General features: G+C 64.2%; 26 protein-coding genes. 9 read left to right on the top strand and 17 right to left on the bottom strand.

The window, feature by feature from the left end; all coding sequences use genetic code 11:
- Positions 1 to 101 precede the first annotated feature (101 nt).
- From ftsZ to G7044_RS00420, 6 genes are all read right to left on the bottom strand, one after another.
- Positions 102 to 1,718 (bottom strand): cell division protein FtsZ, encoded by a 1,617-nt coding sequence (ftsZ, locus tag G7044_RS00445; protein WP_166324343.1) that lies wholly within the window; start codon positions 1,716 to 1,718, stop codon positions 102 to 104.
- A gap of 221 nt (positions 1,719 to 1,939) precedes the next feature.
- Entirely contained in the window at positions 1,940 to 3,274 is a 1,335-nt protein-coding gene (gene ftsA / locus G7044_RS00440; RefSeq protein WP_166324340.1) for a cell division protein FtsA, read from the bottom strand.
- Between the two features lie 15 nt (positions 3,275 to 3,289).
- Positions 3,290 to 4,279, bottom strand: a complete 990-nt coding sequence (locus tag G7044_RS00435) for a cell division protein FtsQ/DivIB (protein WP_166324337.1) — start codon at positions 4,277 to 4,279, stop codon at positions 3,290 to 3,292.
- Entirely contained in the window at positions 4,267 to 5,190 is a 924-nt protein-coding gene (locus G7044_RS00430; protein ID WP_328803781.1) for a D-alanine--D-alanine ligase, read from the bottom strand. Before G7044_RS00430 ends, G7044_RS00435 begins: the two co-directional genes overlap by 13 nt.
- A 108-nt stretch (positions 5,191 to 5,298) precedes the next feature.
- Positions 5,299 to 6,171 carry an NAD-dependent epimerase/dehydratase family protein gene (locus G7044_RS00425; RefSeq protein ID WP_166324331.1) on the bottom strand — a complete coding sequence of 291 codons (873 nt, stop codon included), beginning with the start codon at positions 6,169 to 6,171 and terminating at the stop codon, positions 5,299 to 5,301.
- A complete protein-coding gene (locus G7044_RS00420; protein ID WP_166324328.1) occupies positions 6,168 to 7,001 on the bottom strand; it encodes a glycosyltransferase in 834 nt (277 codons plus the stop codon). The genes G7044_RS00425 and G7044_RS00420 overlap by 4 nt, the downstream gene beginning before the upstream one ends.
- A gap of 97 nt (positions 7,002 to 7,098) precedes the next feature.
- Here G7044_RS00420 and G7044_RS00415 point away from each other — a divergent pair, with 97 nt between their 5' ends.
- A complete protein-coding gene (locus G7044_RS00415) occupies positions 7,099 to 7,758 on the top strand; it encodes a MarC family protein (protein ID WP_166324325.1) in 660 nt (219 codons plus the stop codon).
- On the opposite strand, the gene murB is transcribed toward G7044_RS00415, so the two are convergent.
- The 5 genes from murB to ftsW all read right to left on the bottom strand — a co-directional run bounded on the left by murB (position 7,759) and on the right by ftsW (position 13,124).
- Complete coding sequence (murB, locus tag G7044_RS00410) at positions 7,759 to 8,697, bottom strand: UDP-N-acetylmuramate dehydrogenase (RefSeq protein ID WP_235931095.1); 939 nt, start codon at positions 8,695 to 8,697, stop codon at positions 7,759 to 7,761.
- A gap of 89 nt (positions 8,698 to 8,786) precedes the next feature.
- The gene (locus tag G7044_RS00405) at positions 8,787 to 9,224 is read right to left on the bottom strand and encodes a hypothetical protein (protein ID WP_166324322.1); all 438 of its coding nucleotides are present in this window, start codon (positions 9,222 to 9,224) and stop codon (positions 8,787 to 8,789) included.
- Between the two features lie 230 nt (positions 9,225 to 9,454).
- Positions 9,455 to 10,882 (bottom strand): UDP-N-acetylmuramate--L-alanine ligase, encoded by a 1,428-nt coding sequence (gene murC / locus G7044_RS00400; protein WP_166324319.1) that lies wholly within the window; start codon positions 10,880 to 10,882, stop codon positions 9,455 to 9,457.
- Entirely contained in the window at positions 10,879 to 11,961 is a 1,083-nt protein-coding gene (murG, locus tag G7044_RS00395) for an undecaprenyldiphospho-muramoylpentapeptide beta-N-acetylglucosaminyltransferase (protein WP_166324316.1), read from the bottom strand. Before murG ends, murC begins: the two co-directional genes overlap by 4 nt.
- Positions 11,961 to 13,124: a putative lipid II flippase FtsW gene (gene ftsW, locus G7044_RS00390; protein WP_166324313.1), complete on the bottom strand. Its 1,164-nt coding sequence runs from the start codon at positions 13,122 to 13,124 to the stop codon at positions 11,961 to 11,963. Before ftsW ends, murG begins: the two co-directional genes overlap by 1 nt.
- 194 nt (positions 13,125 to 13,318) lie before the next feature.
- Here ftsW and G7044_RS00385 point away from each other — a divergent pair, with 194 nt between their 5' ends.
- From G7044_RS00385 to G7044_RS00360, 6 genes are all read left to right on the top strand, one after another.
- The gene (locus G7044_RS00385) at positions 13,319 to 13,519 is read left to right on the top strand and encodes a twin transmembrane helix small protein (protein WP_166324310.1); all 201 of its coding nucleotides are present in this window, start codon (positions 13,319 to 13,321) and stop codon (positions 13,517 to 13,519) included.
- Positions 13,519 to 14,091 (top strand): cob(I)yrinic acid a,c-diamide adenosyltransferase, encoded by a 573-nt coding sequence (locus tag G7044_RS00380; protein WP_166324307.1) that lies wholly within the window; start codon positions 13,519 to 13,521, stop codon positions 14,089 to 14,091. Before G7044_RS00385 ends, G7044_RS00380 begins: the two co-directional genes overlap by 1 nt.
- Positions 14,092 to 14,207: 116 nt before the next feature.
- Complete coding sequence (locus G7044_RS00375; protein ID WP_166324304.1) at positions 14,208 to 14,966, top strand: electron transfer flavoprotein subunit beta/FixA family protein; 759 nt, start codon at positions 14,208 to 14,210, stop codon at positions 14,964 to 14,966.
- A complete protein-coding gene (locus tag G7044_RS00370; protein WP_166324301.1) occupies positions 14,966 to 15,892 on the top strand; it encodes an electron transfer flavoprotein subunit alpha/FixB family protein in 927 nt (308 codons plus the stop codon). The genes G7044_RS00375 and G7044_RS00370 overlap by 1 nt, the downstream gene beginning before the upstream one ends.
- Positions 15,893 to 16,002: 110 nt before the next feature.
- Complete coding sequence (locus G7044_RS00365) at positions 16,003 to 16,662, top strand: SDR family oxidoreductase (protein ID WP_166324298.1); 660 nt, start codon at positions 16,003 to 16,005, stop codon at positions 16,660 to 16,662.
- Between the two features lie 96 nt (positions 16,663 to 16,758).
- The gene (locus tag G7044_RS00360) at positions 16,759 to 17,634 is read left to right on the top strand and encodes a 3-hydroxybutyryl-CoA dehydrogenase (RefSeq protein WP_166324295.1); all 876 of its coding nucleotides are present in this window, start codon (positions 16,759 to 16,761) and stop codon (positions 17,632 to 17,634) included.
- 64 nt (positions 17,635 to 17,698) lie between these two features.
- Here the strand turns inward: G7044_RS00360 and G7044_RS00355 are convergent, their stop codons facing one another.
- The 6 genes from G7044_RS00355 to G7044_RS00330 all read right to left on the bottom strand — a co-directional run bounded on the left by G7044_RS00355 (position 17,699) and on the right by G7044_RS00330 (position 20,984).
- A complete protein-coding gene (locus tag G7044_RS00355; protein WP_166327202.1) occupies positions 17,699 to 18,091 on the bottom strand; it encodes a DUF2852 domain-containing protein in 393 nt (130 codons plus the stop codon).
- 175 nt (positions 18,092 to 18,266) lie between these two features.
- On the bottom strand, positions 18,267 to 18,881 hold the full coding sequence (locus tag G7044_RS00350; protein WP_166324292.1) for a TetR/AcrR family transcriptional regulator: 615 nt from the start codon (positions 18,879 to 18,881) through the stop codon (positions 18,267 to 18,269).
- Positions 18,882 to 18,884: 3 nt separating this feature from the next.
- Complete coding sequence (locus tag G7044_RS00345; protein WP_166324289.1) at positions 18,885 to 19,163, bottom strand: HPr family phosphocarrier protein; 279 nt, start codon at positions 19,161 to 19,163, stop codon at positions 18,885 to 18,887.
- Positions 19,160 to 19,576, bottom strand: coding sequence for a PTS sugar transporter subunit IIA (locus G7044_RS00340; protein ID WP_166324286.1), 417 nt, complete (start codon positions 19,574 to 19,576; stop codon positions 19,160 to 19,162). Before G7044_RS00340 ends, G7044_RS00345 begins: the two co-directional genes overlap by 4 nt.
- Positions 19,573 to 20,514: an RNase adapter RapZ gene (gene rapZ / locus G7044_RS00335; protein WP_235931158.1), complete on the bottom strand. Its 942-nt coding sequence runs from the start codon at positions 20,512 to 20,514 to the stop codon at positions 19,573 to 19,575. Before rapZ ends, G7044_RS00340 begins: the two co-directional genes overlap by 4 nt.
- A 20-nt stretch (positions 20,515 to 20,534) precedes the next feature.
- On the bottom strand, positions 20,535 to 20,984 hold the full coding sequence (locus tag G7044_RS00330) for an HPr kinase/phosphorylase (RefSeq protein ID WP_166324280.1): 450 nt from the start codon (positions 20,982 to 20,984) through the stop codon (positions 20,535 to 20,537).
- 177 nt (positions 20,985 to 21,161) lie between these two features.
- Between G7044_RS00330 and G7044_RS00325 the strand changes: the two genes are divergently transcribed.
- A complete protein-coding gene (locus G7044_RS00325) occupies positions 21,162 to 22,760 on the top strand; it encodes a phosphoenolpyruvate carboxykinase (RefSeq protein WP_166324277.1) in 1,599 nt (532 codons plus the stop codon).
- A gap of 126 nt (positions 22,761 to 22,886) precedes the next feature.
- The gene (locus tag G7044_RS00320) at positions 22,887 to 24,200 is read left to right on the top strand and encodes a short-chain fatty acid transporter (RefSeq protein ID WP_166324274.1); all 1,314 of its coding nucleotides are present in this window, start codon (positions 22,887 to 22,889) and stop codon (positions 24,198 to 24,200) included.
- Positions 24,201 to 24,212: the final 12 nt, after the last annotated feature.

The following is a 24,212-nucleotide window of genomic DNA, read 5'->3' as shown; positions in this document are numbered from 1 at the left end:
TCCCGTGTATTGCGCGCTTTGATGCGAAAAGGGCCACCTTGCGGCGGCCCTTTGTAACGCTTTTGTACACGCGGCCGTGATCGCGGCCGGACTGTCTGTGATCAGTTGGCCTGACGGCGCAGGAAGGCTGGGATCTCGGTGTTGCCGGCCTGCGAATCGTCGGCCAGATCGTCGAAATCAGCGTCCAGATTGCCCTGACGACGCGCCGAGAGGCGTTCGCTGACGCGGTCGGCAATCGACGCGGCCGAGGGCTTTTCGCCGCCATGACCAGCCATGCGTTCAATCATGCGGCCCAGACCAGCCATGCGGCTTTCGCCGCGGGCGGGCGCTTCGGGCTCGGGCTTGCGGGCCGGGGCCTGCGGGGCGCGGGCTTGTGCGCCGGGCTGGGCGGCAGCTGCGCGGCGCATCCGCTCCAGAACGTCAGCCGGGGGCGTGCCACGCGGTGCAGCGCCACGGGGGGCGACGAAGTTTTCAGCGCTGTCACCCAGCGGATCGGCCGGGGCGGCTGCGCTGGGCGCTTCCTTCGGCTGATAGGCCGGGGCCGGCATGTCGTCGTCCAGCGAGGCTTGCGGGGCCAGATCGACCCGCGCAGCTGCCGGCGGCGCCACCCGACGGGCCGGAACTTCGTCATGGTATTCGGCGCGCGGCGCGGCAGCAGGTGCCGGGGCGGGCGCGGGCGCGGGCTGCGGGGCCGGCTGAGGAGCCACGGCATCAACACGGCGGCGCGGTGCCGGCGGAACAGCTTCTTCGACCACGGTGTCGATGCCGGTGGCCACGACCGAAACGCGGATCGTGCCTTCCATCGACGGATCCAGCGTCGAGCCGACGATGATGTTCGCCTCGCTGTCGACCTTGTCGCGGATGATGTTCGCGGCCTCGTCCAGTTCGAACAGGGTCAGGTCGGTGCCCCCGGTGATGTTGATCAGCACGCCCTTGGCGCCGTTCAGGCTGATTTCGTCCAGCAGCGGGTTGGCGATGGCCTTTTCGGCGGCCTGCACGGCACGGTTCTCGCCCGAGGCCTCGCCGGTGCCCATCATTGCCTTGCCCATCTCGTCCATCACCGCGCGCACGTCGGCGAAGTCGAGGTTGATCAGGCCCGGGCGCACCATCAGGTCGGTCACCCCTTTGACGCCCTGATACAGCACGTCATCCGCCAGCGCGAAGGCTTCGGTGAAGGTGGTCTTTTCGTTGGCCAGACGGAACAGGTTCTGGTTCGGGATGATGATCAGCGTGTCGACATGCTTTTGCAGCTCGGACACGCCGCTGTCGGCCTGACGCATCCGCTTGGTGCCTTCGAACTGGAAGGGCTTGGTCACGACGCCGACGGTCAGGATACCCATCTGGCGGGCGGCCTGAGCGATGATCGGGGCTGCACCGGTGCCGGTACCGCCGCCCATGCCGGCGGTGATGAAGCACATATGCGCGCCCTGCAGGTGATCAACGATGTCTTCAATCGTTTCCTCGGCGGCACGGGCACCGACTTCGGGCTTGGCGCCTGCGCCCAGCCCTTCGGTCACTTTCGGGCCCAGTTGAATGCGGCTTTCCGATTTCGATTGTTTCAACGCCTGCGCGTCGGTATTGGCGACCACGAAAACGCAGCCCTCAAGCTGCTGTTCGATCATGTTGTTGACCGCGTTGCCGCCTGCACCGCCGACACCGAAGACGGTGATGCGCGGCTTCAGATCGTCGTCGTCGTTCATCATCAGATTGATGTTCATGGTTTCCGCCTGTTGTTATGAGTTGCGCCCGGGACCGCCCCCGGGAGAATCCCCCGTATTTGTCAAATTGTAACCAACGCGCGACCTATCGTCACCCGAAAAACAGGGGGAAAACGCAAAATATTGTGGGCATACCATAGGGATCAGGCGGTATCTTGCCGACACCTCTGAATATAGGGGAAACGCAAAATTACCCCACCACCAGTGATTTCAGTTACCTATCACCAATTGTTGCGAAACCAGCGATAGGCGCGGCGCAGTGAACGCGCCGGATAGGTTTCAGCGGGCATTTCGAAATCCCACCATTCGTCCTGCGGATGGGCCGCAAACAGCGCCAGACCGACGGCCGAGGCGAAGTTCGGACCGGTCAACTGATGGGGCAGCCCATGGATGCGCAACGGCCGCCCGATGCGGACATTGCGCCCCAGCATCCGCGCCGCCAGACCGTCCAATCCGGGGATCTGGCTGCCACCGCCGGTCAGCACGACCTGCTGGCTGGGCATATGGTCAAAGCCCGCAGCGTCAAGGATCGCGGCGACCTCCTCCAGGATCTCCTCGACCCGCGGGCGCATGATGCCGATCAGATCGGCCCGGCTGACGGTGCGGCGGTCGGTTTCCCAGTCGCCGGTTTCGCCGCCCAGCTCGATCAGGTCGCGGTCGTCACGGCCGGTCGCCTCGACCCCGCCATTCAGGGTCTTCAGCCGCTCGGCCACCGCCATCGGCACCTTCAGGCCCTTGGCGATGTCCTGCGTGACCAGATCGCCGCCCATCGGCACCGCATCGGCAAAGATCATGTGCTTGCGCACGAAGATCGACACCCCGGTCGCACCGCCGCCCATATCGACGCAGGCGGCACCCAGTTCCTGTTCATCCTCGACCAGCGAGGACAGCGCCGACATGTAAGACCCCGAGGCCACGCCGGCCAGTTCCATGTCGCAGCGGCGGATGACGTGGATCAGGTTGTCGATGGCATCCCCGTCCACTGTCAGCACATGCATGTCCACACCAAGCGACTGGCCGGAATGTTCGCGCGGGTCCATCAGGCCAGAGCGCCCGTCGACCATGAAGTTCACCGGCTGCGCATGCAGCACCTGCCGACCCCGCCCGAAATCGGGCACCTCGCAGGATGCCAGCACATGGGCGATATCGCCCTGCCCGACCTTGCCGTTCTTCAGCGGCGCATCGCCCGCCAACCCGTAAGAGGCCGGGCGCGCGCCCGCGATGCAGGCAATGGCGTGATCGACCCGGACCCCGGCCAGCTTCTGCGCGGCCTGAACGGCGGTGCGGATGGCGCGTTCGGTTTCGGCCATGGTCTCGATCTCGCCAAAGCGCACCCCGCGCGACCGGGTGGTCGCAGCCCCGATGACGCGGAAGTTGGTCTGCCCGGCCATCGGCCCCACGCCGTCGGTTTCGCGGTAAACGCCGGGGCCGTCGAATTGCAGCACGAAGCAGGCAACTTTCGAGCTGCCAATATCCAGAACCGCGATCACCCCGCGTTGCAGCGCGGCCTGCCGCATGTTCCGCATCGCGCGTTGCTGCTGGTAAAGATCCTTCATGCCCGTCCCTGCCCCTCAGCTTTTCTTGTCTTCGTCTTGCGGCAATTCGCGCCCGTCAGGCCCAAGCAACGGCCGGCCTTGAAAGGCGCGGATCTCGTTCTGGGCCGCAATGCCCACCCGCGCCACCGGGCGCGTCCCGTCGCGCATATCCACGACAGAGATGTCGCGGCCCAGCATGTCCTCGGCCTGGTTCAGTACGATGACCCGCTCCAACGCCGCGACCGGGCCATTGGCGGGCAGCATGATGCGTTGGCCGCGATCCAGCACCAGGTCCCAGCGCCGCTCACCCACGCGTTGAAGCCCGCGCACACGCGGCAGCATGGGACCAGCGGCGGCGAAAATCTGGATCGCCTCGCGCGCGACTTTGTCAGCCCCCTCGCCCGCGATCAGCGGCAGCTCGGAGCGCACCGCCCGATCCGTGACCGAGGCGACGCGGTGCCCGGTTTCGTCAAGCTGTTCGATCCCGCGGGCATGGCGCCACAACAGCATCGGCTGGCGCTCGATCACCTTGGCGGCCAGCACCCCGTCGGGCTTGATCCGCAACTCGACATCGCGCACCGCATCCAGCATCAGGATGTCGCTGCGCAGCTGGTCCAGATCAATGTCGAAGCTGGAAGCCGGCAGATCCACCGGCAGCATCATCCGCAGCGCCTTGTCGACCGGGCCGGACGCCCCGTCGATGGTCATCACCTTGACCATGAAGCGTTCGCGGTTCTGGACCGCCTCGACCATGCCGGTCAACCCGCCCGCCAGCGAAGCGCGGCGGTCATCATCCGACAGCCACAGAAGCGACAGGAAGGCGAACAGGAACGCCGGCAGCCCGACGCGCGTCAGGCGACGGAAATACGGCGTCAGCCACATCCGGTGCAGGCGGTAAGCCAGCCGCGAGGGCGCAGGATCCCGCTTTGGCTTCTGCGCGGTCTGCTGCGGGCGCTGCCAGCCTTTGCGCGGCGGCGTCGGCTGGGGCGAAAACCCCGGATCATAGTCGCGATCTACGCCCTGCATAGCGCATCCTCGACCAGCCAGCTGACGAGCGCCGGAAAGTCCATGCCCACCGCCGCCGCCTGTTCGGGCGCCAGCGAGGTCGGCGTCATGCCGGGCTGCGTGTTGGTTTCCAGCAGATACAGACCTGCCAGACCGCGTTCTTCGTCCCAGCGGAAATCGGTGCGGCTCATGCCGGTGCAGCCAAGTGCCTGATGGGCGCGCAGCGCGTAATCCAGACAGGCGGCGGTGATTTCCGCTGGCACAACCGCCGGGATCACATGGCGCGATCCGCCGGTCTTGTATTTGGCATCATAGTCATACCAGCCATCGGTCACGATATCCGTCACGCCCAGCGGCCGGTCGCCCAGCACGGCAACCGTCAGCTCGCGCCCCGGCACATAGGTTTCGACCATCACCTCGGCCGGCATCTGCTGACCGATATGCGCCGGACCATTGGCACCGTCGCGAACGATATAGATCCCGACGCTGGAGCCTTCCGCATTCGGCTTCACCACGTAAGGCGGCGGCATCGGGTGTTCGCGCCGCGCCTGTTCGGTCGGCACGATGATGCTGTCCACGACCGGCAGCCCGGCCTTGCGGAAAACTTCCTTGGAGCGGGTCTTGTCCATCGCCAGCGCCGAGGCCAGCACGCCCGAATGCGTATAGCGATAGCCAAGCCATTCCAGCAGGCCCTGCACCACGCCGTCCTCGCCCCAGCGGCCATGCAATGCGTTAAAGACGACATCGGGCGCGGCATCGGCCAGTCGCGCGGGCAGATCGCGCCCCGCGTCGATTTCGACAACCTCATAGCCCGCCTGCCGCAGCGCCTTGGCGCATTCCGCCCCCGAGGACAGAGACACCTCGCGCTCAGCCGAGGGTCCGCCCAGAAGGACTGCGACTTTTGGGGCTGCCCTGCTCGACATGCCCGCCACTTTCGCCTTTCTGCCCGGTTGAGATCCGGGTCCGGTTTTGCCGCCCGGTTTTCCGGGTCGTGCCTGTTCACCGAAGTCTAGCGAAGCGAAGCGAATCAGGGAAGGGGCTTATGCGTCCTTCGGCAAAATTCCCGCCTGCTCAGCCATTTGACGCAAAGCCGGGCGCAACCGCGCGATTCCGCCCGGACAAACGCCCAGCCGTTGCAGCCTGGCGGTGTCCATCTGGTTGTATCCACGGGCATCGGCGCGCTCGGGAAGCCTGCCGTCGATACCGGTGACTGATTGCCATTCCGCCAGCAGATCGCGCCAGTCCAGCAGCATGTCCGAAACGTTATAGATCCCGTCCGCGCCTTCCCGGCCGCGCCGGACAGCCAGGCCCAGGCATTCGCCATGAACCTCGGTGCCCACGCGCGGGTCGATCCTGCGGCCGGCGGCAAAATCGTCGAAAAGATCGGCCCATTTGTGCCGCTGCCCCGGGCCGGGAGGGCCATAGACACCCGTCACACGCAGCACGGTCGCAGGCTGGCCCGTCGCCAGCAACGCCTGTTCGGCCGCCAGCTTGGCCTGCCCGTAAAGCGTGTTGGGCCGGCATTCCATATCCTCGGTCAGCGTGCCGTCCTGGGGACCGTAGACCGCACGGGTCGAGATGAAGACCACGCGGGCACCCGCCTGCGCCGCGGCCTCGAACAGGCGCAGCGATCCGTCGAGATTGCGCGCCAGAAAGCCCGTCGGATCGTCACCCTCACCCCCGCGATAGCGGCCGGGGACATGATCGAAAGCGGCATGAACTATGGCGTCGAATTTTCTGATATTTATGTCATTATCTGACAGATCATAGGGCAGGTGTGCGACCTCGCGCCTGAAAAATCCGGGCGTCGGCGGGCTGCGCGTCATGACCGTGACATCATCGCCCGCCCCCAGCGCCTCATTGACCAGAAACCGCCCGACCAGCCCGGTTCCGCCGGTGACCGCGACCCTCATGCCGGGTCCTGCATGCCGGTGGGATCAAGCCGCGGCCCCTGCCCCGCAAAGCCGCGCCAAAGCTCGATCAGCGGGCGCAGACGATCAGCCTTGTCGTGATCCTGCCAGGGCTTTTCATATTGGAAATGAAGGATGTGTATTTCATCCCAGGCCCACAGTTCGGGCATGTTGAACCAGACATATTGCAGCATGTTGAAAAACACCGGCAGCCCGTGCCAGTCGGGAAAGAAGTCCTGCAAAAACGTCTGATCGGTGCGCCGCCAGAAGACGCCGGGCCGGTCCAGCCTTTCCAGCATGGCGGCGAATGTGTCCACCGAGGGGCGCGCCGTGAACACACCAGAATTCAGCCGGTGAAAATCGCCAAGGCTTTCATAGACATTCGGGGCGGCGCAGAATTCGGGATAGGCGAACAGCTTGTCGCAATTCTTCAGCATGATCGCATCGGCATCAATGAACACGACCGACGCATATTCCACCAATTGCCACAGGCGCAGCTTGGCGAAGTTGTCCAGCGGCGTGTGGAAGGGCGGCTTCACCCCCTTGGTGAAGGCGGCGCGCGCGTGCAGCGCATCGCGGGCATGGGCGCGGTTGAAATCCTCCGAGGTGTCCAGCAAATCCACCGCGATCAGCCGGGCACCGGCGCCCCGCAGCGCCGCCAGCCCATCCTCGGGAACCGCGGTATGCAGGACCACACAATCGGCCCGTGTGCCGCTGGCCCTGATCGAATTTACCAATGCCAGCGCGCCAAGCGCATAATCCGCATTCGTCGCGAGCGTGACATAGGCGTTTTGACTGTTGGGCGGGCATTCTGGGCGCAGACCCTCAAACATGTGATCCTCCGGTATGTTACGGGCCTTGCGATAAGTCGCAGGCGATTGTTACATCAAGATCACGGCCCCCCGAAACCTCGAACAAGACAGGATCTAGATGGACGCGAGCGCCATAATCAGAGAATTTGTGACGCTGTTCGTGGTGATCGACCCCATCGGCTCGGTCCCGGTCTTCCTGTTCGCGACCAAATACGTCCCCCGCGCGCTGCACCGCCGCTTTGCCATCCGGGCCGTTCTGGTGGCAACGATGGTCCTGCTGGGCTTCCTGTTCTTCGGCCAGTTCGCATTGGAAGCGATGGGCCTGCGGCTGGGGTCGTTCCAGATCGCCGGCGGGATTGTGCTGTTCATCTTCGCAATGACCATGATCTTCGGCGATTCAAAGCCGCAGCGCGAGATCGAGGAGGCAGAGCGCGACCATCTGGAAGGTGCGGTTTTTCCGCTGGCGATCCCCTCGATCGCATCCCCCGGGGCCATGCTGGGTGTCGTTGTTCTGACTGACAACCATCAGAACTCATTCGGAGATCAGATGATCACGGCAGGTGCGCTGCTGGTGGTTCTGGCGATCACGCTGGCGCTGCTGCTGGCAGCAACGCGTGTGTATAAATATATTGGCAATACCGGCGCGAATATCATCAGCCGAGTGATGGGGATGCTGCTGGCCGCGGTCGCCGTCGACGCGATTCTGGGTGGGATGGACGTGATGGGGTTGGCGACAGTGGTCGGTGGCGCGGGCGAAATGCTGTCTGGGGCAAAGTGATCAGACAGGGTCACCGACGCGGATCACTTCCCATTGCAGCAGATGACCCGAAGCTGCCTGTACCCGTTCGCGCACCAGCTCGCCCAGGGCTTCCAGTTCTGATGCCGTGGCTCCTTCGGCGTTCAGCAGGAAATTGGGGTGCTTTTCCGACATCTGCGCACCGCCCAGGCGATAGCCACGCAGGCCGGCATCCTCGATCAGCTTCCAGGCCTTCAACTCATGCGTATCGTCCGCCCGCCCGGTCGAGCTGAAGCCCGCCGGATTGCGGAAGGTCGACCCGGCGCTGCGGTCGCGGGTGGGCTGGGTCGCATCACGCTTGGCAAGCTGCTCCTCCATCCGCGCGTGCAGCGCCTCGGGCGCGGCCGTGTCGGCGCGGAAGCGGGCGCTGATCAGCACGCCCCCCTCGGGCAGTTCGGCATGACGATAGGCAAAGCGCAGATCCGCAGGCGACAGCACAATCTGCTGGCCGTCCCGGGTCACCGCCCGCGCATCGATCAGGTGATCGGCAACATAGCTGCCATAGCAGCCCGCATTCATCCGCACCGCCCCACCGATACTGCCGGGGATGGTGCGCAGAAAGGTCAGGTCAAGCCCGGCATCGGCGGCCTTGCGCGCAACATGGGCATCCAGCGCGGCGGCACCGGCCGTGACGATGCCGTCCGCGATCTCGATCCCGTTGAAGCCGCGGCCCAAGCGGACCACGACGCCGCGGATGCCGCCATCGCGCACGATCAGGTTCGAGCCGACGCCCATCGGAAAGACCGGCACCGCCGCGTCGAGGCGGCGCAGGAAATCGGCCAGATCGTCCTGATCGGCGGGCTGGAACAGCCAGTCAGCCGGGCCACCCACGCGCAGCCATGTCAGCCCGTCCAGCGGCCGGTCGGGCGTCAGCGCGCCGCGCACATCGGGCATCGGGATCGTTGGGACGGCGTCTGGCATGATCGGCTCCTTCGGAAGATGGGGTTTCCTAGACGATCCGCCCCCGCCCTGCAAATATCGACCGGGCACCGACCCGCGATGATCCGCCGTTAACCCAAAGGCCGCACGTCCCGAAGGGCGCCTGTCGCGGCGCCCAGCAACATCGGCAGCGCCAGCAAGATCAGCCCTTGTTGATAGACGAAAACATCAGAGCGCGCATCCGTTGGGAACAGCAGCGGCAGCAACCAACCTGCACCCGCATAGGCAGCGACAGCCCCGCCCGCAAACAGGCGCAGCGCCAAGCCCGCCCGCCACATCAGCCGGAAGGCGACCAGAAAGCCGCCCAGCATCACGCAAGCGCCAGTCAACGGCAGCCCGATGCTGAACGGGCTAATCCGTGCCAGGACCGGGATCAACAGCACCATGCCGACACAGAGGCCCGCGAAAATCAGCGCATGTCGCATGCGCACCCCAAGCGCCGCGATCAGGGTCACGCCTAGCCCCAGCCCCATACCGGTCAGCACATAGATTTCCGCGAGGGTGTTCATGCGCCACCTAGCCAACCGGCAAGGCCACCCGCCAGCAGAACCCAGCCTGTCAGCCATACCGCCACGACGCCCTTACCCCCAGCAAACCTTTACCCGCCGCGGCAAGCGCGGCCCGTCAGCCAACCCGGCAGCGGTCCGTAAGTTGCACCGGACACGCCAAGCGGCGGCCAGATCATGCACAACAAGGCCCTGACCCGGCTGGTCCTTCCCGGGTGGGCAGCGCGCCCGCCTCAGGCCGCTTTTTCGGTCAGACGTTCCGGCAGCGCATTCGCCCATGCCGAGATCGTGCCCGCGCCGAGGCAGACCACCATATCGCCCGGCCGTGCCTGTTCGCGGACCAGCCGCGCCAGATCCGCCTCGTCCACGACGGCGCGGGCGTGGCGGTGGCCATGGGCGATCAGGCCGGCGACCAGATCGTCGCGGGACGCGCCGGGGATGGGATCTTCGCCCGCAGCATAGATGTCGGCGATGCCAACAACGTCAGCTTCGTTGAAGCAGGTGCAGAAATCCTCGAACAGGCTCGACAGGCGGGAATAGCGGTGCGGCTGGTGCACGGCGATGACGCGGCCTTTGGTGGCCTGACGCGCGGCCTTCAGCACGGCGGCGATTTCAACCGGGTGATGGCCGTAATCGTCGATGATGGTCACGCCACCCACCTCGCCCACGCGGGTGAAGCGGCGGCCGACGCCGCCGAATTTCGCCAGCGCGTCGCGGATCTCGGCGCGTTTCATGCCCAGATGACGGGCGACGGCCACGGCCGCCAACGCGTTCGAGACGTTGTGATCGCCCGGCATCGGCAGGGTGCAGCTTTCGATCACTGGCACTTCGCCGTCGTTCAGATCGGCCTCGCCCTGCAGGGCCACGTCGAAATGGGCGATGCCGTTTTCGTAACGCAGGTTGATCGCGCGCACATCGGCCTGGGCATTGAAGCCAAAGGTCACCACGCGGCGGTCAGAAATCTTGCCCACCAGCGCCTGCACCTCGGGGTGATCGGTGCAGCAGACCGCGAGGCCATAGAACGGCACGCCCGACACGAAATCGTAAAAGCCTTTGCGCAGCCGGTCGAAATCGCCCCAATGCTCCATATGCTCGGGGTCGATATTGGTCACGATGGCGATGGTGGCCGGCAGGCGGTTGAAACTGCCGTCGGATTCGTCTGCCTCGACCACCATCCATTCGCCGGCGCCGGCGCGCGCGTTGGAACCATAGGCATGGATGACCCCGCCGTTGATGACGGTCGGGTCGAAATTGCCGGCATCCAGCAGCGTCGCCACCATCGTCGTGGTCGTGGTCTTGCCATGGGTGCCGGCGATGGCCACGTTGGATTTCAGGCGCATCAGCTCTGCCAGCATCTCGGCACGGCGGACGACTGGCAGGCCCTTGCGCCGAGCCTCTTCAAGCTCGGGATTGCCCTTCTTGATCGCGGTCGAGATCACCACCACGCCCGCATCACCGATATTTTCCGCCCGCTGACCTTCGAAGACCCGCGCCCCCAACTTTTCCAGCCGGTCGGTGATCTTGGATTTCTTCGCGTCCGAGCCCTGCACGTCATAGCCAAGCGTCATCAGCACCTCGGCGATGCCCGACATGCCGATGCCGCCAATGCCGATGAAATGGATAGGGCCCAGTTCACCGGGCAGTTTGGTGGCTGCATTCATGGGGCAAGCTCCGTCACGAGGTCATAAAGACGCCGGGCCGCATCCGGGCGGCCGATGGCGCGCGCCGCTTCGGCCATGTCGCTTGCGCGGGTGGCGTCGGAAAGGATTGCGGCGATGTCGCGCGTCAGGCTTTCTGCGTCAAGCACGGATTCGGGCAGCAGGATCGCAGCCCCCGCATCGGCAAGAGGCCGCGCATTGGCCGTTTGGTGATCGCCCGAGGCAGCCGCATAGGGGATCAGGATGGCCGGCCTGCCGATCGCTGTGATATCGGCAACCGACGACGCCCCGGCCCGACTGATGACCAGCTGGCAATCCTGCAGCCGCTGCGGCACGTCGGTGAAAAAGGGCTGCACATCGGCCTCGATCCCGGCATCTGCATAGGCCTGCGACACGCGGTCGTGGTCCTCTGCCCGCGCCTGATGGGCGACGCGCAAGCGGTTGCGCAGGTTGGGCGGCAGGGCCGCGACGGCCGCTGGAACGATGTCCGACAGCACCCGCGCGCCCTGGCTGCCGCCGATCACCAGCAGGTTCAGCGCACCCTCGCCGGGCGGCACATAGTCCGCGCCAGCCCGGTCCATCACCGCCTGCCGGACGGGGTTACCGGTATGGACGGCATCGACCCCTTGCGGCAGCGCTGTGGGCCAGATCCCGCAGGCGACCTTGTTCACGCGCCGGGCGAAGGCGCCATTCACACGCCCCATGACGCCGTTCTGTTCGTGGATCATGCGTGGCATACCCAGCGTCAGCGCCGCCGACATGGCCGGAATGGTCGGATAGCCGCCAAAGCCCACCACCACATCGGGGCGGTCGCGCCGGAAGGCACCACGCGCAGCCAGCACACCGGCCGCGATCTTCAGGGGCGCGGTCAGCTTGCCCGCAATCCCGCCCCGCGCCGTCGTGGCCGAGGGCAGGATTTCCCGTGTCACCGCGTCGGGAAAGCCCCCGGCATAGCGCGCGCCGCGATCATCGGTCGACAGCTTGACCCGCCAGCCATGGGCCAGCAGAACCTCTGCCAGGGCCTGCGCGGGAAACATGTGCCCGCCGGTTCCACCGGCGGCGATCAGCGCGTATTTTGCCATCAGCGCCCCCGCCCGATCAGGTCCGACATCTCGCCCTGCGCACGATGCCGCGTCAGCGCCAGCAGCATCCCCACCGCGATCCCCGAAGCAATCACCGACGAACCTCCATAGCTGACGAAGGGCAGCGTCATCCCCTTGGCGGGCAGCAGCCGCACGGCCACACCCATGTTGATCAGCGCCTGCACGCCGAAGGCGCAGGCCAGCCCAGTGCCGGCGATCCGCGCGAACGGGTCGCGTTCCCGCAGCAGCCGCATCAATGAGCGGAAGACCACGGTGGCGTAAAGGGCGATGATGACCAGCACCATGACAAGGCCGTATTCCTCGGCCGCGACGGCAATGATGAAATCGGTATGGGCATCGGGCAGCGACCATTTGACGGTTCCCTCGCCCACGCCGACGCCGAAGAAGCCGCCCTCCTGAATGGCGTTCGTGGCGTATCCGATCTGGGTGCGCGGGTCGATCTCGTTCTGCAGGAAGCCGTCGATGCGGCGGGCGAAGTGCTCGGACGAGCCATAGGCGAAAACGCCGCCGATCCCGGCCAGCCCGACCACGCCCAGCAGAAAGGCCAGCGGCGCACCGGCGACGAAGAACATCACCCCCCAGGAAAACAGCACCAGCGAGGCCTGCCCGAAATCGGGCTGTGAAGCCAGCATCAGCACCACCGCGACAACGATGCCGAAGCTGATGGTTTTGCCGGGCGGGCCGCCGACCTCTTGACTGGCGGCCATGCACCAGGCGGCAGCGGCAATGAAGCAGGGCTTCAGAAACTCGGACGGCTGAACGGATGCAAATCCGAGGCTCAGCCAGCGGGTCGCCCCCTTGCCGAAATCGGTACCGATCACCGGCAGGGCGGCCACGACGACAACGCTTATCAGGAAGCCGGTGACACCCAGCCTGCGGATCTGGCGCGGGTTCATCAGCGAGATGACGAACATCACCATCAACCCGACCGTGCCAAAGAAGGCCTGCCGCGTTACGTAATAGAAGGGTGGCAGGTTGTTCTTTTCCGCCAGCGGAACCGAGGCCGCCAGCCCAAGAAGCAGCCCGATCGCGAACAGGCAAAGAACCGCAGCCAGCGACCATCGGTCAACGGTGCGCCACCATTTGGGAAGAATCGGATCGCCCGCCCGCATGGGCGTGGCGCCAAAGACCATCTCGGTCATGGGAATACCGCCGTCACTGCCTGTACCAAATGCCCGGTTATCCGGGTCTGAGGGTCAGCATAGCGCGATTGTCATGGCCGCGCTACAGATGATTCGCGGCAATGGGCGAAGGCTTGCGCAGGCACCTTGCCGACATTCGCTGGACCCGCCTCTGCAGCGGGGATAGGGTAACGCGCTGACGGAAAGGCCCTGACATGACCCAAGATCCCTTTTTCATCGTGATCCTGATCGCAATGTTCGCGGTGGTGGCCATTCTGGCCGTGGGCATCGGCGGCTTTGGCATTGGCGGCGCCTTCAACGCCAAGAACGGCAACCGGATGATGCGCTGGCGGATCATCGCCCAGGCCATCGCCATCGCGCTGATCCTGCTGTTCTTCTGGGTGCGTGGCAGCTGATGGTGGTCCTGAACCGCATCTATACCCGGACCGGCGATGACGGCGATACGGCGCTGTCCGACGGCAGCCGTGTGCCCAAGCATGACGCAAGGGTCGAGGCCTACGGCACCGTGGACGAGCTGAACGCGACCCTTGGCCTTGCACGGCTGCATGCGCAGGGCGATATGGCCGCGCAGGTCGCGCTGATCCAGAATGAGCTGTTTGACCTCGGCGCGGACCTCTCACGACCCGACATGGCGGGCGATGAAGCCCTACCCTATCCCGTTCTGCGCATGATCCAGACCCAGGTCGACCGGCTGGAGGCAGAGATCGACGCCATGAATTCCCGGCTGGAACCGCTGCGCAGCTTCATCCTGCCCGGCGGCAGCGCGCTCGCCGCACAGCTGCATTTGTCGCGGACGGTGGCGCGTCGGGCGGAACGTTGCGCCACCGCGCTCGCTTCGGCAGAAGCCGTGAATCCAGCCGCTCTGCGCTATCTCAACCGGCTGTCGGATTGGCTGTTCGTCGCGGCGCGGCTGGCCAATCTGGATGCCGGCGGCGATATCCTGTGGATCCCGGGCGCCAGCCGGTAAGCACCTGTTTACGTTCGCGTCAACGCAGCGTCATCAGATTTTTCCCTGTCCCTGCCCGGATCAGCCCGCTATCAATTGCGGCGAATTAGTGGCCACGATTAGGGGAGTGAGTGCCGATGAAGGTTCTCGTGCCAGTAAAGCGCGTGATCGACTATAACGTCAAAGCCAAGGTGAAGGCCGATGGCTCGGGCGTCGATCTTGCCAATGTGAAGATGTCGATGAACCCGTTCGACGAGATCGCCGTGGAAGAGGCGATCCGGCTGAAGGAAAAGGGCGTCGCCGAAGAAGTCGTGGTGGTGTCCATCGGCGTCAAGCAGGCGGCGGAAACGCTGCGCACGGCGCTGGCGATGGGTGCAGACCGCGCCATTCTGGTCGTTGCCGCCGATGATGTGCACACCGATATCGAGCCGCTGGCGGTCGCCAAGATCCTGAAGGCGGTGATCGACGAAGAACAGCCGAAGCTGGTCATCGCCGGCAAGCAGGCCATCGACAACGACATGAACGCGACGGGCCAGATGCTGGCGGCACTGCTGGGCTGGGGTCAGGCGACCTTCGCCAGCAAGGTCGAAATCGAGGGCGAGGCCGCCAAGGTCACCCGCGAGGTCGATGGCGGGTTGCAGACCATCGAGGTCAAGCTGCCGGCGATCGTCACCGCCGATTTGCGCCTGAACGAGCCGCGCTATGCCTCGCTGCCGAACATCATGAAGGCGAAGAAGAAGCCGCTCGATGAGAAGACGGCGGCGGATTACGGCGTCGACGTGACCCCGCGCCTGAGCGTGGTGAAGACGGCAGAACCCGAGGGCCGCAAGGCCGGGATCAAGGTCGGCTCGGTCGATGAGCTGGTGTCGAAACTGAAAGAAGCGGGGGTTGTGTGATGGCTGTTCTGCTGCTGGGTGAAGTCACCAATGGCGCGCTGAGCGTCGATGCCACCGCCAAGGCGGTGAACGCGCTGAAAGCCCTGGGCGATGTGACGGTGCTGTGCGCCGGATCGGCGGCCAAGGCTGCCGGAGAGGCTGCGGCGAAGATCGACGGTGTCGCGAAGGTGCTGGTGGCCGAGAATGATCTGTATGGTCATCGTCTGGCCGAGCCGACCGCGGCGCTGCTGGTGTCGCTGGCGGGCGATTACGACCACATCGCCGCACCGGCCACCACCGATGCCAAGAACATCATGCCGCGGGTCGCCGCGCTGCTGGATGTGATGGTGATCTCGGATGTGTCGAAGGTCGTCGATGCCGACACGTTTGAACGCCCGGTCTATGCCGGCAACGCCATCCAGACGGTGAAATCCTCGGATCCGAAGAAGGTGATGACGATCCGCACGGCGTCCTTCGATGCTGCTGGCCAGGGTGGCTCGGCAAGCGTGGCCGATCAGGCCGCTGCGGAAGATCCGGGCCTGTCGAAATGGGTCGCCGACGAGGTGGCCAAATCCGACCGCCCCGAGCTGACTTCGGCCGGCCGTGTCGTTTCGGGCGGTCGCGGCGTGGGTTCGGAAGAAAACTTCGCCATTATCGAGAAGCTGGCCGACAAGCTGGGCGCCGCTGTTGGCGCGTCGCGTGCGGCGGTCGATTCAGGCTTTGCGCCGAACGATTGGCAGGTCGGCCAGACCGGCAAGATCGTCGCACCCGAGCTTTACGTTGCCATCGGCATCTCGGGCGCGATCCAGCACCTTGCCGGGATGAAGGACAGCAAGGTCATCGTCGCCATCAACAAGGACGAAGAGGCACCGATCTTCCAGATCGCCGATTACGGGCTGGTCGGCGACCTGTTCCAGATCGTCCCGGAACTGACTGAAAAGCTGTAATCCTTACCGGATTGCCTGCTGAGAGCGTGAAACGCCCCGGAACTATCCGGGGCGTTTTTTCTTGGGTTTCACGGGCAGTTCCACCAAAATTCGATGCAGAGGAGGGCAAAATGACGGGAGTATTCATCATAGGCGGCGCCGGCGGTGTTGGTCGACGGCTGGGGCCAATTCTCGCGGCAGGCGGCAAGGGTGTTGCGGCAATGGCCCGCAGACCCGAACAGCTGGAGCCGCAACGCGCAAGCGGGGTTACCCCGGTGACGGGGGATTTGCTGGGTTTGGACGCGGCTGGGTTGTCGGCACTGATGACCGGCTGTGACACCGTGGTTTTCAGCGCCGGCGCTGGTGGCAAGGGCGGACCGGAAATGACCCGCGCGGTGGATGGCGACGGGTTGGAAAAGGCCGTCAGCGCTGCCAAGGGCGCGGGGATCCGGCGTTTTCTGCTGGTCTCGGTCTTTCCAGACGCGCTGCGCGGACAGCCGGCCCCCAATGACCGGTTCGAGCTGTATATGCAGGTCAAGCGCAAGGCCGATGTTCACCTGGCCGACAGCGGGCTGGACTGGGTGATCCTGCGGCCCGGCACGCTGACCGATCAGCCCGGAACCGGCAAGGTGCGCGCGGGCGCGGCGGTCCCTTATGGCGAGGTCAGCCGCGACAATGTCGCCACCGTTCTGGCCGAGATCGTCGCCACGCCGGGGCTGAACCGGCGCATCATCGAAGTGACCGATGGCGACACGCCCGCAGCGCAGGCAGTCGGCGCATTGGTGAATTAAAGTCCTACTGGCGCGACGTCACGCTCTGACGGGGTGTTCCGCATTGATCCGCGCCGCCCGCCGCCCTATCGTCCGCCGAACAACAGGGGGAACGGCATGACCATACAATCGGTGGGTGTGATCGGGGCGGGACAGATGGGCAACGGCATTGCCCATGTCTTCGCGCTGGCGGGCTATGACGTATTGCTGACCGATGTCAGCGAGGAGGCGCTGAAAAAAGCGCTGGCGACGGTGACGAAAAACCTCGACCGGCAGGTCAAGGGAGACAAGATCACCGCGGCCGACAGGGATGCCACCCTCGCACGCATCAGCACCACGCTGACGCTCACCGATCTTGGCCCCTGCGATCTCGTCATCGAGGCCGCGACCGAGAAGGAAGACGTCAAGAATGCCATCTTCGCCGAGCTTCTGCCGCACCTGAAGCCGGAAACGATCCTGACCTCGAACACCTCGTCGATCTCGATCACGCGGATGGCCAGCCGCACCGACCGGCCGCACAAGTTCATGGGCTTCCACTTCATGAACCCGGTCCCAGTCATGCAACTGGTCGAGTTGATCCGTGGCATCGCCACCGACGAAGAAACCTACAAGACCTTGGTGGAGGTCGTCGAAAAGATCGGCAAGACCTCGGCCACAGCCGAAGACTTCCCGGCCTTTATCGTCAACCGCATCCTGATCCCGATGATCAACGAGGCGGTCTATACGCTGTATGAGGGTGTGGGTTCCGTCAAATCCATCGACCAGTCGATGAAGCTGGGCGCCAACTGGCCGATGGGTCCGCTGGAACTGGGCGATTTCATCGGGCTGGATACCTGCCTGGCAATCATGAACGTGCTGCATGACGGGCTGGCCGATACAAAATACCGCCCCTGCCCGCTGCTGGTGAAATATGTCGAGGCAGGTTGGCTGGGCCGCAAGACCGGGCGCGGCTTTTACGATTATTCCGGCGAGACGCCGGTGCCGACGCGCTGAAAACGGCGCGAAAACAAAAGGGCCGGGAAGCGCAAGCCCCCCGGCCCTTTTCATCTGGTTGCGATCAGTCCTGATCGCGCGGGCTGTCCTGGCCCTGCGCAGGCGCTTCACGGCGGTCAGCCATGAATTGCTCGAACTCGGCCCGGTCACGGGCTTCGCGCAGGCGGGTCAGGAAGGCCATGAACTCCTCGTGCTCGTCTTCAAGGCGTTTCAGGGTCTCGGCGCGGTAAGCGTCGAAGGCGGTATTGCCCGAACTGCGGCCATATTGGCGGGTCGAGGACTGACGGCGATTTGCACAGCTGAACATTCGATTGGTCCCGATCATATAGACAAGAAGCGCCAGGCCGACCGGCCAGACGAAGATGAAGCCGGCGATCATGGCCAGAATCCAGGCCGGACGGCCCCGATCATCCAGCCAGTCACGGCCCCGCCCGAGAGCGTGCTTGGCGCGGGTCATCAGCCCCGGCTGCCATTGCCTCGTCGGGTGGTAATAGGTGGTCGAACCATAGTCCATCGTTCTCTCCATGTTAATGTGAATGGTATTCACATTAATCAATGTGGTGAAGCTGCGGCCCCGATCAAGTGGCCGATCCGGAAAAATGCGACATGGCCGCAGCGGGGTCGAAAATGGGTCAGTCGCCGATCAGCCCCAGGCCGCGCAAATAGATCAGCACGCCCGAATTCAGCATGTCTTCGGCCGAGATGGGCGAACGCACCCCGGGCTTGCCGCGCGCGAACAGTTCGACCACGCCATGAGACAGCGCCCAGATGTGATTGGCGAACATCCGCGCCGGCGGCCTGCGGTCCTTGGGCAAGGGCGCGGACAGTTCCTCGGCCGCGTGAATAAGCATGCCAAAGCCGCGTTCCGAGGCTTCCCACAACGCGACATTGTCGGACATGGTGATGTCGCTTTCAAACATGGCGACATAGAAGGCGGGACGTTCGCGGGCGAAGTCCAGATAGCATTGGCCCATGCGGCCAAAAGCAGCCAGCGGATTGGGCCGACCGTCATCCCATGCAGCCTTCATGGCGTCGGCGAACTCATCAAAGCCCCGCCGTGCGATTTCCTCCAGCAGGTCGTCGCGCCCTTTGAAATGGCGGTAGGGCGCAGCCGGCGAAACGCCGGCGCGACGCGCGGCTTCGGCCAGGCTGAAACCGCGCGGCCCGTTCTCGGCGATCAGGCCGATGGCCGCCTCGATCAGGGCCTCGCGCAGATTACCGTGATGATAGGGCCGGCGATCAGGCAAAACTCAAGCGTCCTCGCCAAATCGCTGAGCGACCAGGTCCGTCAGCGCATCGGCGAGTTCGGCCGCCTGCGGGCCAGAGGTCTGCAATGCAATCTCGCAACCGCGCCCCGCGGCCAACATCAGCAAACCCATGATCGAATCGCCCGAGACCGTCATGCCGTCGCGGGTCACCCGCGCCTCGGCATCGAATCGTTCAACCGTTTCGACGAATTTCGCCGAAGCCCGGGCGTGCAGGCCTTTTTCGTTGACGATCGGCAAAACCCGACTGGTGCCGTCGGTCATTGCGCGACCCTGCGGGGGGCCACATCCTCAAAGACATTATAGCTGTCGATGTATTTGCGCCCGGCTTCGGCAGCCATGGCTGCGGCCTGATCGGCCGGCAGGTGGCGCAGCTTGGCCAGCTTGACCAGCATGGGCAGGTTGGCACCGTAAAGAATCACCCGATTGCGGGCCGAACAGGCCGGCAGCGACAGGTTGGACGGCGATCCGCCGAACAGGTCAGTAACGACAACGACCCCGTCGCCTTCATCGACCTCATCGGTGGCGATACAGATCTCGCGACTTTTGGCAGCGCGGTCATGGATATCTTCGATGGTAACGGTGCGCACACCGGCCTGCGGGCCCACGACATGTTCCATTGCCGCGAGGTATTCCCGCGCCAGGCCGCCATGTGCAACGATGACAATTCCGATCAAATCTGCGTTCCCTGAAGCGTGGAAGCCGAAACTGTATGATGTGCCGCGTCAGCATCGCGGCGTTCGAGTTCTCTGTGGCGTTTAGACACCTGCCAGCCGTGTTCGGCAAGCGCCAGCGACATCAATTCCGTCAATGTGACGGAACGATGTTGTCCGCCGGTGCAGCCGAATCCGATTGCAAGATGGGTTTTGCCTTCGGACAGATGCGCCGGCAACACGAAAAGAATCAGGTCGCGCACCCGGTCGAAGAATTCCGTGAAGCGCGGATCGGCCTGCACGAAATGCTGAACGGCCGCATCGCGGCCGTCCTGTGCACGCAGCTCGGCGTGCCAATGCGGATTGTCGAGGAACCGGCAGTCGAACATCATGTCGATCCCACGCGGAACCCCACGCTTATACGAAAAGCTCTGGACCGAGACCGTCAGCCGGTTGGCCGCGACGGTTTCGAAAAACCGCGCCAGTTCGGCCTTCAGGTCATGGGGCGTCATCTCTGACGTATTGACCAGAACATCCGCCCGCCCCTTGATCGGCCCCAGCAGGTCCTTTTCAGCCTGAATTCCATCCAGCGGCGCGCCGGCCTCGGCCATCGGATGACGGCGGCGGGTTTCATTGAAGCGACGCACCAGCGTCGTGGAATCGCAATCCAGATACAGTACTTCGGGCTGATAACGCGGGTTGCGGGTCAGCCGGTCGATCAGTTCGATCACCGCCGAGGCCGAGAAGTCCCGGTTGCGCACGTCCAGCCCAAGGGCCAGCGGTGCCGGCCGGGATGGTCCGTCCAGCAGTCGGGGGACCAGCGACAAAGGCAGGTTGTCGATGGCCTCATAGCCGAGGTCTTCCAGCACGTTGATCGCCGTGGAGCGCCCTGCCCCCGACGGTCCTGTAACCAGCACCACCCTGGTCTGCACATCTTCGGTGCCGCCCTCTGTCGTGGTCATGTGCTGGGCGGAAATATCAATCATCGCGTTTCCGGTGACAGATCTGATTCTGGATCGATGCGCCCGCCCCGCAATAACAGGCAGATCGCCGGTGAAAGATGGGCCGTTAACGGTCCAAGAACAAGGGGTAGCGGCATATCCATTAGGCTAGTGTGGCGGATTGGCGGCAGCCGTTCCGGCTCGGTCCGGCCCAGGTCCACCACCAGCCGAAGGGGCGCAGGGCCGCAGGGCACGCGGATCAGCCCGATCCCACGCGCCTCGATCAGCCCATCAAGGGCGGCCGGTGCGGACGCGACGATCGCATCATCGGCGCGATGCAGTACGATCCGGTCATCGCCGATCAACTGACCACCCAGACCGATCAACTGCAAGGCGAGTGACGACTTCCCCGATCCCGATGGCCCAAGGATCAGCACCCCCCGCCCTTCCAGCGCCACCGCACTGGCATGAATCGTCTCGGTTCGAATCACTTTCTGGCCCTTCGTCACAGCTAGATTCGGCTATCGCCTCAGCGTCCCCTACGCCATGATTGCGCTAACCGCGAGTGATTTCGCTAACATGCGGTTAACGCCTCTGTTTTCACAAAATCTCCATGTTATAGGGACCGATATGGACGCTCCTGTCCTCGCCAAGCGGAGATATTCCCCATGTCGCACCCTCGGGTAAACCCAAATTTCAAACTGGAAGATCAGGGAATCGAGGGCGTTGGCGCGGTTTACTATAACCTGCTGGAACCCGCTCTGATTGAACACGCCGTATCGCGTGGCGAGGGCAAGCTGGGTCTGGGCGGCGCTTTTCTGGTTTCGACCGGAAAACACACCGGTCGGTCTCCCAAGGACAAATTCGTCGTCCGCAGCCCCGAGGTCGAGGACTCGATCTGGTGGGAAAACAACAAGCCGATGTCGCCCGAGTCGTTCGACCTTCTGCATGCCGACATGCTGGCGCATATGAAGGGCCGCGAATATTTCGTGCAGGACCTCTATGCCGGGGCCGATGCCGAACAGCGCCTTGACGTGCGCGTCGTGTCCGAACTGGCCTGGCACAACCTGTTCATCCGCCACCTGCTGCGCCGTCCCGAAGCGTCGGAACTGGCCGGCTTCATGCCCGAATTCACCATCATCAACTGCCCCAGCTTCAAGGCCGACCCGGAACGCCACGGCACCCGCAGCGAAACCGTGATCGCGCTGAACTTCGAAAAGAAGCTGATCCTGATCGGCAACACCGAATATTCGGGCGAGAACAAGAAAAGCGTCTTCACACTGCTGAACTATATCCTGCCTGGTCGCGGCGTCATGCCGATGCATTGCAGCGCCAACCATGCGCCCGGCGACGAAAGCGACGTGGCGATCTTCTTCGGGCTGTCGGGCACTGGCAAGACCACGCTGTCGGCGGACCCGTCGCGGGTTCTGATCGGCGATGACGAACATGGCTGGTCCGATAAGGGCGTCTTCAATTTCGAAGGCGGATGCTATGCCAAGACCATCAACCTCTCGCCCAAGGCAGAGCCGGAAATCTTTGCGACCACGCATAAATTCGGCACCGTGATCGAGAATATGGTCTATGACGCCGAGACGCTGGAACTCGACTTCGAGGATAGCTCGATCACCGAGAACATGCGCTGTGCCTATCCGCTGGACTATATCTCGAACGCGTCGGCGACAGGTCTGGGCGGTGTGCCGAAAAACATCATCATGCTGACCTGCGACGCCTACGGTGTGCTGCCGCCGATCGCGCGGCTGACGCCGGCGCAGGCGATGTATCACTTCCTGTCGGGCTTCACCTCGAAGACGCCGGGGACGGAAGTGGGCGTGACGGAACCGACGCCGACCTTCTCGACCTGCTTCGGCGCGCCGTTCATGCCGCGCCGACCGGAAGCTTATGGCGAGTTGCTGCAACAAAAGATCGCCGCGACGGGTGCGACCTGCTGGCTGGTCAATACCGGCTGGACCGGCGGCGCTTTCGGCACCGGCAGCCGGATGCCGATCAAGGCCACCCGCGCGCTGCTGACGGCGGCGCTGGATGGGTCGCTGAACGACGCGCAGTTCCGCAAGGACCCGAATTTCGGCTTTGAGGTTCCGGTATCGGTGCCGGGCGTATCGGACGTGCTGCTGGAGCCGCGCCGGACCTGGGATGACGGTGCTGCCTACGACCGGCAGGCGCAGAAGCTGGTGCAGATGTTCTCGGACAACTTCGCGCAGTATTTCGACAAGGTCGACGATCAGGTCCGGCTGGCCGCCATCGGCTGATCGCATCCTCCACTGACGACAAACGCCCGCCATCCGGCGGGCGTTTTCAGTTTTGGCTGCACGCGAAGGTTGCCCTTAGGTTTCGCGCATAGCAAGCTGAACTTCATTAAAAATGAGGAGGAATTCATGCTGCGCATCCTGTCGCGCCCCGCCACCCGCCTGATGGAGCGGTGGCTGCCGGACGCATTCGTGTTCGTCTTGATTCTGACGCTGGTGGTCATGCTGGCCGCCATCGGCATCGAAGGTTCGAACCCGCTGGACATCATTGCGATGTGGGGGGACGGCTTCTGGAAACTGCTCAGCTTCGCCATGCAGATGCTGCTGGTGTTGGTCACGGGCTTCATCCTGGCGACCTCGCCACCGGTCAAGCGGATGCTGGAACGGCTGGCAGCTTTTGCCACCTCTGCCGGTTCCGCGATTATCCTGGTGACGCTGGTGTCGCTGGCGGCCAGTTGGCTGAACTGGGGTTTTGGCCTGGTCGTCGGCGCGATCTTCGCGCGCGAACTCGCCCGGCAGGTCAAGGTGGATTACCGGCTGCTTGTCGCCTCGGCCTATTCGGGCTTCGTGGTCTGGCATGGCGGAATTTCCGGCTCGATTCCGCTGACGGTCGCCACGCCGGAACATTTCACCGAAAGCGTGATCGGGATCATACCGACCTCTGCCACCATCTTTTCCTGGTGGAACCTGCTGATCGTGGCGCTGATCTTCGTCGCCCTGCCGCTGATCAACTACATGATGATCCCGCGCGAGGATGAAACCGTTCTGGTCGACCCGGCCAAGCTGGGCAGCAATACCGACCCCGAGCCCCTGCCCACCAATGCCACCCCGGCAGAGCGGTTGGAAAACTCGCGGATCCTGATGTGGGCCGTGGGCATTCCCGGCGTGATCTGGCTGCTTAGCTATTTCCTTGGCGGCGGCGGGCTGAACCTTGACGTGGTGAACTTTATGTTCCTGTTTGTCGGCATCGTCCTGCATGGCACCGCGCGCAGCCTGCTGGCAGCGCTGGAACAGGCCGTAAAGGGCGGCGCCGGCATCGTGCTGCAATTCCCCTTCTATGCCGGGATCATGGCGATCATGACCGGATCGGGGCTGGCGGCGACAATGTCGGAATGGTTCGTGGCGATCTCTACCGCGCAGACCCTGCCCTTCTGGAGCTTCATCTCGGCCGGGATCGTCAACATCTTCGTGCCCTCGGGCGGCGGACAATGGGCAGTTCAGGCGCCGATCATGCTGCCGGCCGCGCAGGCGCTGAACGCCGATACCGCCAAGGTCATTATGGGCGTGGCCTGGGGTGATGCCTGGACGAACCTGCTGCAGCCGTTCTGGGCGCTGCCGATGCTGGGGATCGCAGGACTGAAGCCGCGCGACATTATGGGCTTCTGCGTCGTGGCCTTGCTGTTCACCGGCGCCATCATCGGCGCGGTGCTGCTGCTGGCCTGAATAAAAAACGCC

It is taken from the genome of Paracoccus xiamenensis (genome assembly GCF_011308835.1).
Taxonomy (GTDB): Bacteria; Pseudomonadota; Alphaproteobacteria; order Rhodobacterales; family Rhodobacteraceae; genus Paracoccus; species Paracoccus xiamenensis.
This window is presented reverse-complemented; position numbering and strand designations above follow the sequence as displayed.